This window comes from Butyrivibrio sp. LC3010, assembly GCF_000424385.1.
Lineage (GTDB): Bacteria > Bacillota > Clostridia > Lachnospirales > Lachnospiraceae > Butyrivibrio.
The window spans coordinates 149,342-163,966 of record NZ_AUJU01000007.1; the positions used below are offsets into that span (position 1 = coordinate 149,342).

Below are 14,625 nucleotides of genomic sequence, written 5' to 3' on the forward strand. Positions count from 1 at the left end.
GGCTATGATTAATTGAAAACCTTTGTAGAAATGGTATAACGAGGTAAATTAAAACGGATGTTGCGGCAATGGTTAGGGGAATCCTCGAAATGGTATTACAAGAATAGAATTGTCGGATAATTAAAGTTTTTGTGGGTGAGCTAAGGATAATGTCATCAAGCTAAGGGCTTCGAACTAAACCAATGTATATAAGAGAGACTGATATTATTGTTTTAGTCTCTCTTTTGCAATTTATGACATGACTAAGGGACATAGCTTTAGATGAATAAAACAATCATACCATGAAAGTGGGTGCGTTACTTTTCAAGATTTTCACAGAATTTTTTGAATTTTGATTTAAATGATGCGAGAACAATTAGTGAGACTATAGTGTAAAAATAATTAGAAACAAACTGATAAGAATATTGATATTTACATGTGTTAAAATAAACTGTAAGTTTTATTTATTATATATACTAGAATTTGTAAATATCATTCATGTAGAAGATATTGGTTCTGATATTTATGATTTATTAGGGTATAGTAGTAACTTGCAAATAGTGCTTGATTACTAGTAAAATTGGATAACGATGATAGATATAAAAATTATTATTGCAACGACAAAAGAATATAGAGTGCCGGATGATCCGGTTTATCTGCCTGTTGAGGTTGGTGCTGCTTTAAGAGATTCGCGGATACAGGGATATACTGCTGATGATACAGGAGACAATATCTCTGTAAAAAACGGAAGCTACTGTGAGCTTACAGGATTATACTGGGCATGGAAAAATCTTGATGCCGATTATATAGGCCTTGTGCATTACCGAAGGTATTTTGGGTCACCTGAAAGAGATTATGATTATGAACCCTTTGACCGGGTAATAGGTGGTGAGGAATTAAGGCAGATACTAAAGGATAAGGCTATCCTAATTCCGGGCAAAAGAAAATATTATATTGAGACAATTAAATCTCATTATGCACATACTCATTACATAAGTCAGCTCGATGATACGAGGAGAGTAATTGAGAAAAAATATCCGGGTTATCTGGATTCATTTGACAGGGTATTGAATAGAGTTTATGGATATATGTTCAATATGATGATAATGAGAAGAGATTTAGTTGACAGATATTGTTCATGGATGTTCTCAATACTACCGGAAGTGGAAGAGCTTCAAAAAGATAATGCATATGACGCATATCAGGGAAGATATATAGGACGAATTGGAGAAATATTATTCAATGTATGGCTTGATCACGAACTGACCGAGGGGACGGTAAGTGAAGATCAGATAACAGAACTGCCATGTGTTCATATTGAACGAATAAATTGGATAAAAAAGGGATGGGCATTTTTAGCTGCCAAGGTATTTCATATGAAATATAAGCATAGCTTTTAAATGCGATAATGATTAAAGTAAGATTTCAAGGATGGGATATTATGGAATATTTGTTGGGGTTATTACTCGTTTTTAATAATAGTTTGAGTGCACTTGGGTTAAGCGGCACACATCTTCTATACATTTTCTCCGGAGCTATTCTAATATGGTATGTATTTAAAAGAAGCATGCTTGTAAAAAGTATTGGTGAAATATTTCTGTTTTTTGTAGCATATGCTTTGATTAGCCATTTTATCACCGGAGCGTCTGATAAAACAGCTATAGCAGTCTTTCTGATTCACACCTTATTGAATATTACATTAACTATATGGGTAATTAATGAGCTTGAACATTTGGATATTGAAAAGCTTGTTTTTGTTGGAGCCATCCTACATTTTATACTATGGGTTATTGCGTTATTCACACCGGGATCATTACTATGGCAGCATGCAGAATACATGACTGGAACAAAGGCGATGAGGTTAAAACTGCTATATAATGATGCAGCTGAACTATCTGTTGTTTGCGGAGTGTTTCTCTTGTTATGTGTATATAGATTAGTGCATAAGATTAGCTGGAAAATAGTAGTGTCCAGTGCAGTTTTTCTTCTGACAATGTTCCTATCATATGGAATGACAGGAATCATCTCAGTTGCAATAGCAATGTTAATACTATTATTTGCTTATATTTCAAATAATAGAAACCAATTAGCCAAGGATTTTAAGTCAAAAATAAAATGGATCAGTATTATGACTGTGGCTTTGGCGATAATACTCACAATTGCTATGCTCTCTCCAATCTATGGATTAAGAATTGGAAATTTATTCATGGGAACAGATACAGCAATGGCGTTTGAGATTACAAATCCCTTTAGAGCATTTATAGAGGCTATGCATGTTACTAATTGGAGAGGCGTTGGGTTTGGGGGGCTGTCAATTTCTGGAGTCGGGAATGTTATTGGATACAGCCGCCCAATAAAAAACTCATTTCTTAATGTTATGATAAATGGCGGTGCATTAGGCGTATTGCTTGTAGTAGTGTTAGTAGCGTTTTTGATAATTATGTGCCTGTTTTATGGCAATGTGCTGAATGTGGCATTTTTGACATATATTTTGATTGTACAGATTGTGCTGGGGACATTTGATGGACCTCTAAATTGGTTCGTATATGGACTTATTTTGGCTGATTGTATGAAAACGAGAGCAGTGTTAGAAGAAAAAAGGTACTATTAAAGAAATTGCAAAGATTAAACAGAAAATAGGCTAGATAATATGACTTTTGATTGCTATCATAATATGTTATAATACCATTCTGTGTTTATATGCATGATTGAAATACTCTTTTAATATGAGTGTAATTAGTTGTAACATATAAGATAAGCTAATGATTTTATTTGTAGTTATGCCATCTTGAGATTATATAAGTGTGGTTTGTGAAAACTATATAAATAATTTATTCCGCAGGAATTATGTATTATGTTTTTTGAGGAAAATATGAGTATGAAAAAAGTTCTACATATATCTAAATACTATTACCCGTTTCGTGGAGGAACGGAGCAGATTGCTCAAGATTGTGTCAATTCTCTTGCGGGAAAGTTTGAGCAAAAAGTGATTTGTTTCAATGATTCAGCGGATGATAAGACGGATATAGTTGATGGGGTAGAAATCATTCGATGTGGAGTGTTTTCTACAGTATCATCACAGGGATTATCTATAAGTATGGGGAAAAGAATTAAGGAGTTAATAGCATCTTTTTGCCCGGATATAATTATTTTTCATTATCCTAACCCTTTTGTGGCTAGATATCTTTTGAGAAACATTCCTTTGTCAACAAAACTAGTTATATATTGGCATCTTGATATAGTTAAACAGAAAATTCTTAAAAACTTCTTTGTCTGTCAAAACAAAAAGCTGATAGAGAGGGCTAATGTGATAATTGCTACCAGTCCTAATTATGTTGATGGGAGTTCATGGCTTAAAAAGGCGAAAGAGAAATGTGTTGTCGTGCCAAATTGCATAAATGTTGAACGCCTTCAGTCAACACCAGAAGTTGAAGAGATGGCTGCTAAGATTAGGAGTATGAACGAAGGGAAGATTATTTGTTTAGCCGTTGGGCGTCATACGGAATATAAAGGGTTTAAGTATCTGATAAAGGCAGCACATCTTTTGGATGATAGATTTCAATTTTATATTACCGGTAAGGGAGAAGAAACTGATAATCTCAAAGCAGAGGCTGGGACTGATAAAAAAATACATTTTTTAGGACTTGTCGATGATGTAGAACTTAAAGGCTATTTAACTGCTATGGATATATTTTGCTTTCCATCTATTACTAAGAATGAAGCCTTTGGGTTAGCTCTGGCAGAAGGAATGTATTATGGGAAGCCGGCAGTGACCTTTACTATCCCTGGTTCTGGCGTGAATTATGTGAACTTGAATGATATTACAGGTATAGAGGTGCCTAATAGAGATGTAAAAATGTATGCAAATGCTTTACAAAGGCTCGGTGAAGATTCAGAACTTAGGAAAAGCATGGGCGAAGCAGGAAAAAAACGTGTTGAAGAGAATTTTCTAGACACTCAATTTAAGGCGAATTTATTAAAAGTGATTAATTGATGAACTTAAGGAAATGTTAGAATATTTGGATTTAAATATAAATAAGATGATCAAATTAAATGCTCTGTAATTATCGTTGTTTTTGTTCGGAGCTGTATTTTCAATTTGTTCATCTTTGTTTATGCTTAAAGAAATATTTATACTTTGATCCTTGTTTGAAGAGTTCCAAATGAGATAGGCAAAAATATATAGGTGAAATTGTGAAAAAAATAATTATCAATGGCAGATTTCTTCTCCATAAGATTACCGGAGTGGAAAGGTATGCTCGGGAACTTCTTGAAGAGTTGGATAAGATAGTAAAACCGGGTGAGGTCGAAATGGCTATACCTCCGGAAATAGTTGAGGTCCCTGATTTTAAAAATATAAAAATCACGAAAGTTGGAAAGTTACATAATCGTCTTTGGGAGCATTTGTCATTTCCGCTATATGTAAATAAGAGAAATGCCATTTCTTTAAATCTATGCAATGTCGCTCCTATCCCTGCACCGGGTATAGTATGTATACATGATGTTAAAATTAATGCATGCCCACAATTTTTTAGTAAAAAATTTATCGCTTGGTACACGGTTTTGTTTTGGAATGCGATAAAGCGAAGCAATAAGATTCTCACAGTGTCCGAGTTTTCGAAAAAAGAATTATGTAAGTACTATAATGTTAATGCAGATAAAATAGTGGTTATTCCAGATGCATGGCAACATTTTGAACGAATAGGATATGATGAAACAACGTTGAATAAGTACAATTTGCAAGAGAATGGCTATTTCTTTTCAATGTGTAGTTTAGAACCAAACAAGAATTTTAAATGGATAGCAGAAGTAGCGAAAAGAAATCCAGATCAAACTTTTGTTGTGTCTGGCTCGATCAATAGGACAGTATTTGCTGAGGGGCTTGGTTTTGAATGTCCGAATAATATGAGATTGATTGGTTATGTTAGTGATGAAGAAGCTAAAACTTTGATGAGAGATTGCAAAGCCTTTTTATTCCCAACGTATTATGAGGGGTTTGGGCTTCCTCCATTAGAGGCAATGAGTGCAGGGGCAAAGTGCATAGTTGTATCAGATACAATAATAATGCATGAAATATTTGGAGAAGCTGTCAATTATATAGATCCAAGAAACTGGGAGATAGATTTATCAACTGTTAAAGTGATTACTAATGAGCAAAGAGAGACAGTATTGGGGAAATATAGTTGGAAAGGTTCAGCGTTTGATTTGTATCAAAAGATATTGACATGATTTTGGTTTATTGCTTTATAGATTAAAACGTATATAAAATATGTTAAAAAATTGGACTTATAATAATTTACAAAGAATTACGTGGTGAGATTATGAGAGTACTGATATTTCGTACAAATGGAAATATAGTAAATTTAAAAACATACAACTTACAGGAAATAGGAATAGCTAAGGCATTAATATCTAAAGGTATCGAGTGTGATGTAATGTATTATGGAGGAAATGCACCTACGCATGAAGACATCATACAATATGAAGATTCACATATTCGGGTTATATGGGCTAAGGGATTCAGTATTGCGGGTAACGGTTTCTTTCCAAATGTTGGGGAAATTTTAAAGGAATATGACATTATACAGGTTTGCGAATATGATCAGTTGTTTAGTAGATATCTTGCCTTTTTTAGTAAATACAAAAAAAGGGTATGTATGACTCATGGACCATATTATAATGTGACAAATAGAAAATATAATTTGAAGATTAAATTGATTGATCGTTTATGGATTCCGAGAAAAGCAAAAGAGAATATTTGGATGTTTGCTAAAAGTAATTATGCGAAGGAATTTTTGAGCGAACGAGGGTTTAAAAAGATTGCTGTAACAGGAGTAGGCCTCGACATAAAAAGGTTTGATGGTAATGAGACAGCAAAAAAAGGGAAGGTTGTAAAAGATTTAGAAGAATTCAAACAAAATGATAGGCTTCTTTTATATATTGGACAGATTTCAGAGAGAAGAAACATTATTTTTCTGTTAAATACTTTTAAAGAACTCTCTAAAGATATTCCAAATTGTAAGCTTGCAATATTGGGTGATGGTCCGGAAGACTATAAAGAAGCTTGTAAGAAGGAAATTAGTAAGTTAGGAATTGAAAAAAGCATATATTATGCTCAAAAAGTTCCGCAGGATCAGGTTCCGCTCATCTATAGGATGTCAGATTTGTTTCTTCTTCCGACGAACTATGAAATATTTGGAATGGTAATGTTGGAAGCTATGTTTTTTGGGACACCCTTCTTAACAACAGATAATGGCGGATCAGCAACGGTTATAAAAGATGGTGAAAATGGATTCATATTACCATTAGATGTTGAGAGATGGTGTGTCACGATAAAGGAATTATTGAGCAATAGAGATAAAGCAAAGGCAATTTCTATGAAGGCCCATGAGACAATAGTACAAGATTATACATGGGATAAAATTGTTAATAAAATGGTAGATGCTTATCATCAAATATTATTAGGCCTCCAATAAAATTGGGGGCTAGTTATTTTGAAATTAAGAGCTTCTGATTGAAAGAAATGCTTATAATAGGAAAACACTCATAATAATTCAATGGACGAAATATAAAATGAAGAGAAAAGTAAAGATAACATATTTTTATATGCTTTTTTTTCTAATTGTGTTTACAAAACCTACATTTGTAGATGTGATGAGTGAATTGGCATTAATAAACTTCATATACGATGGTTTTAGAGTGATTTTGATGGGAGTGATTCCAGTGTATTACATTTGGAAACGCGACTACTCTAAAGTTGTTATACTAATTTCTTTACTGTATGTTGCTTTGTTTGTATCTACATACATTAATAGGGGCGATATCAGGTCTATTATTCTTACATCAGGAACGGTGATTACATGTAGTATGTTTGCCGATATTTCGATGAGAAAGGATAAATATAGTTTATTCTTTGCTGTCGAAAGCCTGTTTTTTATTTATGTTATTTGTAATTTTTTCACTTTGATTATTTATCCAAACGGATGGTTTATGAGTGGAGATGTCAATCCTGATAACTGGTTTTTGGGAAACAAAAACCTTTTTGTAATGTATCACATTCCGTATTTGTATAGTACTTTTCAAGCTAAAAAATTGGAAATGAGAAAATTCAATTTGTTAGAATATGTAGGTATTGCGGCAACAATCCTATCAACTTTGATTGCAAGATCTGCAACAGGTATTGTTGGCATCATGGTCTTCTTTTTGATCTATTGCCTCAAAGAACTAATAAAAAGGTCAGTAACAGCATTTTTGGGTGTAATGATAGCATTAATGGTTTTTGTTTTGATTGTTTTATTAGATTTTGAAAGGCTTTTCTCATTTATTATTGTTGGGCTTTTGCATAAAGATTTGACATTAACAGTTAGGACTTATGTTTGGGATGCAGCGATACAATGGTTTAAAAGTTCACCAATGTATGGTGTTGGCGTACAATTTACAGATATAGCAAAACAGAATATGTTTGGTTATTACCATCCGCATTGTACATATTTATATTTTCTTGTTTTTGGTGGAATTGTAGGTGGGATATTATTTTCCCTGATTATTTGGATTCTTTCTGTGAAAATTGATAAAGCAGATGTACGGTTAAGTATTCCTGCAGTCAGCATGCTTTGGGCTATATTGATGATTTATATAACAGAGGTCTATTCTAGACCTGAGCTGTTCTTTATATGCTTCGTTACAGCATGGACTTTGGCTGACAAAGGGGGCAAAAAATCTATTTCTAGGGAAATGATTTATAAATTGGATGAATAAAAATGATTGATTGAAAGGGTAATTGTTAGAATGAGAGTTATATTTTATCCACCACACAGTAATTCAAACGATTATGTTAAGCTAGCAACAGAAGCATTGGAAAGCAATGATTGTGAAATAATCAATAAAAGGTGGGAAGGAGATCTAAATCTGATTCTCAAATCCATTTTGAGTGTACTAAAGAACAAAAAGGTTATTTTTCATTTTAATTGGTTAGAAGAAAATGCGGCTCATAAAGGAGCCGCTTCATTTGTGAAAAGTCGTTTAATCCTTCTTTTTTTGTATTTATTTCATATTTTAGGAGGAAAAGTGGTTTGGACAATGCATAATGCCAAAAGTCATAATGGAATTAATGCAAGGCAAGATGAGTTCATAAGGTCTTTCTTAAAATGGACTAGCCTTGTAATTGTTCATTGTACGGAATCAGCTGAAATTTTGACTAAAGATTATCATTTCCCGGAAAATAAGATATTATTTGTTCCACATGGTAACTATTGTAAGTCAATAAACAACTATGTTCATGATAATAATCATAAAGATTCGAAAGTGCATTTTTTATATTTTGGGGCTATTTCCAAATATAAAGGGGTTCCATATCTGATTAAGGCATTTGATTGCGAATATCTACATAACAATGCGGAGTTGTTAATTTGTGGAAAGGTTAACAATGATGAATTAAAAAAGCGAATAGAAGATAGTGTTGAAGGGATAGATAACATAAAGCTAAAGCTGCATTTTCTATCCGATGAGGAATTAGGTAGTGCACTTGCAGGCTGTGATGCCACAGTGCTGCCTTATGAAAAAGATAGCATGCAAAATTCAGGCTCGGCAATTATGTCAATTTCAGCTGGAAAAGCAACGGTAATCCCAATCTTTGGGTATATAAAGGATATTGCTGATAAAGATTTTATAATTTCTTATGATTATAAAAATAAAAAAGAGCAGGTCGAGAATTTAAGGAATGCTATGATTGAGTTTTGTGAAAAAAACAAAAAAGATCCAGATTATGCTCATCGGGTGGGCGAAGAAGCCAAAAGGTTTGCCGTTGATGAGCTTGATTGGGATAATATTATGGCAAAAGTTGCTAAAAGATATAATGACTGTTTTAGGGTGTAATTAATGAACAGGGAAGTACTAAAGAATATAAAAGACTCTAATATCGTTTTTGTTACATGTTTTGATTTCATCAAGAGCTTTTATGGTTGGTTTTTGAACTACATAGTTGCAATAATCCCTGTGTGGCATATACGAAAATTATTTTATGTCATATCAGGCATGAAAATTGGGAAAGGTTCAAGAATCGGGCTACGAACAAGAGTAATACGACCAAGTAAGATACAAATAGGTGAAAGAAGCATAATAAATGAATATTGCCATTTGGATGGCCGTGGTGGATTGACGATAGGAGATGATTGCTCAATATCTATTTATTCAAAAATAATCACTGCTTCTCATAAAGCTAATAGTAAAGATTTTGAGTATTATGAGGCTCCTGTTAGCATGGGGGATCATGTTTGGATTGGGTGTAATGCAATTATCCTTGATGGATCAATTCTTAATGATGGGTGCATAATTGGTGCTGGAGCTGTAATAAAAGGTACAGTAGAGGAGAATGCAATATATATTGGAAATCCAGCTACTAAAGTTAAAGAAAGGAATAAAGATTTGCAATATCAAATCAATTTTCATCCTTTCTTTAGGTGAGTTTTATTTTATGTGTTGCATTAACCAATGATATTAGGAGAAATTGCATGAAGAAAAACATGGCTTATATACTGGTGGCAAATGTTTTGTATTTGTTTATTGGATTAGTATCAAGTTTTGTACTACCTAAATTTTTATCAGTTGATTCTTATTCATATTTTAAAACATTTACATTGTATGTTGGATATGCTGGCGTAATTCAGTTAGGATATGCGGATGGTATGTATTTATATTACGGCGGAAAAGAGCTGGATGGTATAAATGATAAGACTATCGCAGTTGACATAAATAATTATATTATTTTGAACTTGATAGTTGGATTTTGTATATTTATAGTTTCTGCGATAATGCACAGTACAATTGGAGTTATTGTTTCTATTGCTATGATTTGTGATAATTTCCTGGGCTTTTTTAGATCATTATTTCAAGCTATAGGAGAATTTAAGAATTATGGACTGGCACTAAATATTCAAAAGTTTTCTATATTGATTATACAATTGCTAATAATGTTCGTGTTTCATAGCGATAATTATTTACATTATTCAGCTGTATCAGTTTTTGTAACCTTTGGATGTGCTGTATATTTTTATCTGCAACTGTCGAAAAAAAAGACTATTAGACCTGGGATGCTGTCTTTCCAAAGGGCAATGGAGATGATAAAGCAGGGAATAGTTCTCTTAATTGGTAATTTTGCTAATCTATTATTTACTAGTTTGGATAGATGGTTTATCAAAGCATTGATGGCAAATCTTCAGTTTGCACAATATTCCTTTGCTGTTAGTGCTGAAAGCTTGATCAATGCATTGATTTCTCCTATAACAGTTTCTTTTTATAATGCATTTTGCAAAAATAGTAGTGCAGAATATATTAAAAAATCCAAGCGTATATCTATGATATTTGGAGTATTGGCAATTTCAACTGTTTTTCCAATTGTCTGGGTTACTAAAATTTTCCTGCCTAAGTATACTGACTCTGTTACTCCATTAGTTTTTCTTTTTGGGGCACATTCATTTTATGCAGTGGTAAAGGGGGTTTACGTAAATTTATATAAAGTAAATAAGAAACAGAATAAATACTTATTTCAATTGATAGAACTTATAATTATCGCTACTTTATTAAACACAATATTATATTTCTTTTATAGGAAAATGGATGCATTTGCGATAGCCACATTCTTAACAGCTTTATTGTGGCTTATTATTTGTGAGGTACAAAATCCTAATTATCGCTTTGCTAAAAAAGAATGTGCGTATTTTTTGATAGTAATTTGTGTTTATTTTGCGTTGAATTTTTTCATTAATGAAGTTTTGGGATTCATTATATATATTACGACTGTAATATTAGGCTTAAGGATGCTTTTGCCAGAGGTGTTTGAAGAAATACTGGGTTTGTTTAAAGAGGCATATTTGAAAATAGCTAAGAGGAAATTATCAAAATAAATAGGTCTTAAGGAAATATAGTAAATGCAATAAAAGTGTGCTATTTCAAAGTATGATTGGAAGGAACGAGCATATGAGAGAAAGATTAGTATCTTGGACTGATTATTTATATATTGGCATAGCATTTGCTGTTTTGCTTTCGATGAAAGATGAGTACAGAGATGGCTTTCTAGAAATTATTCTAGTAAGCCTCTTTTTTGTAGTTACAGGGTTAAAAAATAATATTAGTAATTTATTTGCTTTTATTAAAAAGCATTCGATATTCGCTGTGTTGACAGTAATGTGGATGCTATATTTTTTGTTTATTGAACATGCTTCTAATATATCTTACAGGTATTCACTATCCATTTTTTTTATTGTATTTGCTGGATATAGTATTGCAGTTTCGACAAAAGGGGAGTTGACTGTCGTATTTAATAGACTATGGATGATTCTTTTTGTGACTTTATTGATTGGGACTTTGGATTATTTTGTAGTCCATGATTTTTCTGACAGAATGCATATGGCATTTTTGCATCCTATTGCTGAAGGAAATGCGGCATTGGTATTGGCATTTGTTTCATTATTCTATGTTAAAGACAAAAGGAAAATGATTGCTGGAACGATATTGTCAGCATTAATAATGATAATTGCTCAATTAAGGCATGTTTCTGCTTTATTATTAGTTTTATTGGTGATTTTTGTGGTTATAAATTGGCATGGAATTAAAGCCTTTTTTTGGAATAGTGTGCTACATAGTATTAAGGGGCGTATCATGTGGAGCATATTGTTTCTTCTGCTAGTCATTTTGGTATTATTTATATCCATTAAAGGTACTACTATTGAGGTTATTGAAAATCTAATAAATAGATTTGCAGTTATGTTTGCAGCTATAAATAAAGATGTTTATCTAAACTATTATGGTGACAAGGGATTTAGGAACAGAGTAGCTGACCTTGATTTTGCAATAAATGTGTGGAGAAATGGAAATCTTCAACATAGTATATTTGGAGGGGGGATGCTATACACATATAGTATAATAAAGCCTCTTGCAGCATTGTTCCTTGGTATAACTGGTGATACTGCAGGTCCGGTAGAAAACTCTTTTATATCACTTTTGTCCGACTATGGAATGGCTGCTTTTATTCTATATACAAGCTGTTTTATCTCTGCTATTAGCACTTCCATAAAATCAAAGATAAAATCAGTCCGTACAATTTCATTGTTAGTGGCTTTTATAATGCTAGTAAGCGCTTTCTCAGACATGATTTATTGGATAAATATAGCGTTTCTAATTTTTGTTTTGATAGGTGTATACCTAGGAGAGTTAGCGGAATATGGAGAAACCAGGGCATTATATCCTGCTCTTGTTTTTGCATTCCTGCTTTCAATATTTATCTATGCTTTACCAATTACTTATTTATGGCTAAGAACAGCAATAATGGTAACTATGGACAACATAGGTGTAATGGCAACAATGCTTGTTTTATTTATCACATTTGCAGTTGTATTGATTATTATTTGGAGTATAAGTTTTCTTCTAGTTTCATTAGTGTTTGATAAAAGAATTATAAAATCCAATGCTGTCACAGTAATCATAAGTACAGTAGCATTATTGCTGTTGCTTACTTGTGGTATGTTTGAAATAATTGCAGCAAAAAAATATGTAATCCCAAGAATCAATGATGAAAAGGAAGTATTAACGACAATAGTAGAGCATGCTGATGGCGAAGTTTATAATGATACTTATCCTTACCTTTATAATAAAGAAATAGGAGGAATAAAGGCATCAATATTTAGTGGGGCTTCGCTTGGTGCACAGAGCAATACTACGGTTATAATGGATGTCAAGGATGAGGCTCAGGTACTTATAAATGCCGGGTTCTTATACACACCTATATCTGAGACTGATGTGGTATATACAAATGATGACGCTGTTATTAAGGTGTTAGAGGATAGAGGGCATCATCTTACTGGTTACTGTACTAATGAGTATGCCGTTGATTTGGACGATTTAGCTGCGGCCAATGGCCTTGGTAAAGCAGATGATGGAGCTGTTATCATAGATGGTCAGGATCAGAATATAGAAAATGGAATTATGATTGAAATCTATCCAGGTAAATATACCGCGACATACGAATTGGTGCTTAGAGATAATAATGCATATGTTGACGACTATCAGGTTTGCACAATTAAACTTACGTTAGGAAAAGATAAAGAGAGTGCAAGTGAAGTGATATCTACACCAGTTATGCGAAGTGAGTTTGATGAAGCCGGGAAATTATCTAAATCGCTTATCTTTCAAGCAGGTGCGGTTGACTACAATTATCTTTTGGTTATGGATTCAAATGACAGTTTGGAACTAAGATCTATAAAATATAGAAGAACTCCTGATTTTGACACTCGCCGTGAGTTGAACAACAATTATAAAGTAATTCAAGAGGAGTATTTTGATTTGGAAGGTAAACCCATAGTTATTGCAAATGGGTATCATGGAGCTAATTTTGAATACAAGGATCTGGGATACTGGACATCATGTAGTTTTTTTGATTTGAATTTTAATCCAATTGCGTCAATAAGCGGTGCTGCTAAAATAGAAAGAGAATATGATGAGGCAGGAAATATAATCGTTGAAAGATACTATGATGTGGAAAACGATCCGATTCTCAATTATGGAGAGTATTGGTATATTGTCAGAGCCTACAATGATAAACGACAGGTAATACATGAAGAGTTTTATGGACTTAATAATGAGCTGATATTAAGACCGGATGGCTACTGTAGCATTGATATACGTTATGATGAGACAGGGGCTATTGCTGGTAAGACATATTATAATCTTGATGGAGAGATTGTAAATGAAGAATGATTGTTATTGTTTGGGATAATGCAAGTTAATAGGATAGGGAAATTATGCTTATAGTAAAGAAAAAATAAACCAGTATTATGTGAGTAACAAAAATATAAGGCTAATACTTGGAGAATTCTTTAGCGATTTATAAAGACAATTTTGTTTTTTTAAAGTGGCTGCCGTGGTGAAAGTTAAATAAGTTAATAATAACTAATTCTATGAGGAGGAAGAACTATGGATAATAAGGCTATGTACAAACTGTCGTATGGATTATTTGTTCTTACAGCAAAAGTTGGTGATAAAGAGAACGGCTGTATTACAAATACCGCAATTCAGGTGGCGTCTGAGCCAAATCAGATTTCTTTTGCTGTAAATAAAGCAAACTATACTCATGATATGGTTATGCAGACGAAGAAATGCAATATATCTGTAATAAGTGAGGCAGCAGATTTTGAATTGTTCAAGCATTTCGGATTCCAGTCGGGAAGAGATGTCAATAAATTTGAAAGCTTTAGTGACTGCAAATATGCTGATAATGGAATACCGTATATCACAAGAGGAACAAATGCTTTCTTCTCAATTGAAGTGGAGCAGACAGTTGATCTTGGCTCTCATACTTTGTTTATTGGTAAGCCAACAGCTATGGAAGTGTTGGAGGCTACTCCATCAGCAACCTATAGCTACTATCAGGACAATATAAAGCCGAAGCCTGAAGCTGTAGGAACTACTCCAAAAGGCGAGACCATATGGCGCTGTAAGATATGTGGATATGAGTGGGTAGGAGAGGAACTTCCTGATGATTTCATCTGCCCGGTATGCAAACATCCTAAGGCTGATTTTGAGAAGGTAGTGAGATAAGTAAATTAAGACTGTATTTCGAAAAAATATGAAGCAGAGGTGTGCTTCATATTTTTT

The 14,625-nt window shown here is 33.1% G+C and carries 11 protein-coding genes; all 11 read left to right on the forward strand.

The features are described 5' to 3' along the window. The first annotated feature begins 569 nt into the window (after positions 1-569). The 11 genes from G622_RS0107355 to G622_RS0107405 all read left to right on the forward strand — a co-directional run bounded on the left by G622_RS0107355 (position 570) and on the right by G622_RS0107405 (position 14,568). A complete protein-coding gene (locus tag G622_RS0107355; RefSeq protein ID WP_044957294.1) occupies positions 570-1,379 on the forward strand; it encodes a DUF4422 domain-containing protein in 810 nt (269 codons plus the stop codon). Positions 1,380-1,420: 41 nt separating this feature from the next. Beyond that, positions 1,421-2,590, forward strand: coding sequence for a hypothetical protein (locus G622_RS0107360; RefSeq protein ID WP_026510171.1), 1,170 nt, complete (start codon positions 1,421-1,423; stop codon positions 2,588-2,590). Between the two features lie 267 nt (positions 2,591-2,857). After that, complete coding sequence (locus G622_RS0107365) at positions 2,858-3,973, forward strand: glycosyltransferase (protein WP_026510172.1); 1,116 nt, start codon at positions 2,858-2,860, stop codon at positions 3,971-3,973. 200 nt (positions 3,974-4,173) lie between these two features. Beyond that, the gene (locus tag G622_RS22060; RefSeq protein WP_049945736.1) at positions 4,174-5,208 is read left to right on the forward strand and encodes a glycosyltransferase family 4 protein; all 1,035 of its coding nucleotides are present in this window, start codon (positions 4,174-4,176) and stop codon (positions 5,206-5,208) included. A 92-nt stretch (positions 5,209-5,300) separates the two neighbouring features. Continuing rightward, on the forward strand, positions 5,301-6,455 hold the full coding sequence (locus tag G622_RS0107375; protein ID WP_026510173.1) for a glycosyltransferase family 4 protein: 1,155 nt from the start codon (positions 5,301-5,303) through the stop codon (positions 6,453-6,455). A gap of 97 nt (positions 6,456-6,552) precedes the next feature. After that, entirely contained in the window at positions 6,553-7,737 is a 1,185-nt protein-coding gene (locus tag G622_RS0107380) for an O-antigen ligase family protein (protein ID WP_026510174.1), read from the forward strand. A gap of 30 nt (positions 7,738-7,767) precedes the next feature. Then, positions 7,768-8,853 (forward strand): glycosyltransferase family 4 protein, encoded by a 1,086-nt coding sequence (locus G622_RS0107385; RefSeq protein WP_026510175.1) that lies wholly within the window; start codon positions 7,768-7,770, stop codon positions 8,851-8,853. Between the two features lie 3 nt (positions 8,854-8,856). Then, positions 8,857-9,441: an acyltransferase gene (locus G622_RS0107390; protein WP_044914237.1), complete on the forward strand. Its 585-nt coding sequence runs from the start codon at positions 8,857-8,859 to the stop codon at positions 9,439-9,441. Between the two features lie 47 nt (positions 9,442-9,488). Next, positions 9,489-10,880 carry a hypothetical protein gene (locus G622_RS0107395; protein ID WP_026510177.1) on the forward strand — a complete coding sequence of 464 codons (1,392 nt, stop codon included), beginning with the start codon at positions 9,489-9,491 and terminating at the stop codon, positions 10,878-10,880. A gap of 73 nt (positions 10,881-10,953) precedes the next feature. Further along, positions 10,954-13,728 (forward strand): hypothetical protein, encoded by a 2,775-nt coding sequence (locus tag G622_RS0107400; RefSeq protein WP_026510178.1) that lies wholly within the window; start codon positions 10,954-10,956, stop codon positions 13,726-13,728. A 216-nt stretch (positions 13,729-13,944) separates the two neighbouring features. After that, entirely contained in the window at positions 13,945-14,568 is a 624-nt protein-coding gene (locus G622_RS0107405; RefSeq protein ID WP_026510179.1) for a flavin reductase, read from the forward strand. Positions 14,569-14,625: the final 57 nt, after the last annotated feature.

Bases quoted from the DNA above. Each gene is read 5' to 3' on its own strand.
- G622_RS0107355 (WP_044957294.1), top strand. From the start codon at position 570: ATGATAGATATAAAAATTATTATTGCAACGACAAAAGAATATAGAGTG.
- G622_RS0107360 (WP_026510171.1), top strand. From the start codon at position 1,421: ATGGAATATTTGTTGGGGTTATTACTCGTTTTTAATAATAGTTTGAGT.
- G622_RS0107365 (WP_026510172.1), top strand. From the start codon at position 2,858: ATGAAAAAAGTTCTACATATATCTAAATACTATTACCCGTTTCGTGGA.
- G622_RS0107375 (WP_026510173.1), top strand. From the start codon at position 5,301: ATGAGAGTACTGATATTTCGTACAAATGGAAATATAGTAAATTTAAAA.
- G622_RS0107380 (WP_026510174.1), top strand. From the start codon at position 6,553: ATGAAGAGAAAAGTAAAGATAACATATTTTTATATGCTTTTTTTTCTA.
- G622_RS0107385 (WP_026510175.1), top strand. From the start codon at position 7,768: ATGAGAGTTATATTTTATCCACCACACAGTAATTCAAACGATTATGTT.
- G622_RS0107390 (WP_044914237.1), top strand. From the start codon at position 8,857: ATGAACAGGGAAGTACTAAAGAATATAAAAGACTCTAATATCGTTTTT.
- G622_RS0107395 (WP_026510177.1), top strand. From the start codon at position 9,489: ATGAAGAAAAACATGGCTTATATACTGGTGGCAAATGTTTTGTATTTG.
- G622_RS0107400 (WP_026510178.1), top strand. From the start codon at position 10,954: ATGAGAGAAAGATTAGTATCTTGGACTGATTATTTATATATTGGCATA.
- G622_RS0107405 (WP_026510179.1), top strand. From the start codon at position 13,945: ATGGATAATAAGGCTATGTACAAACTGTCGTATGGATTATTTGTTCTT.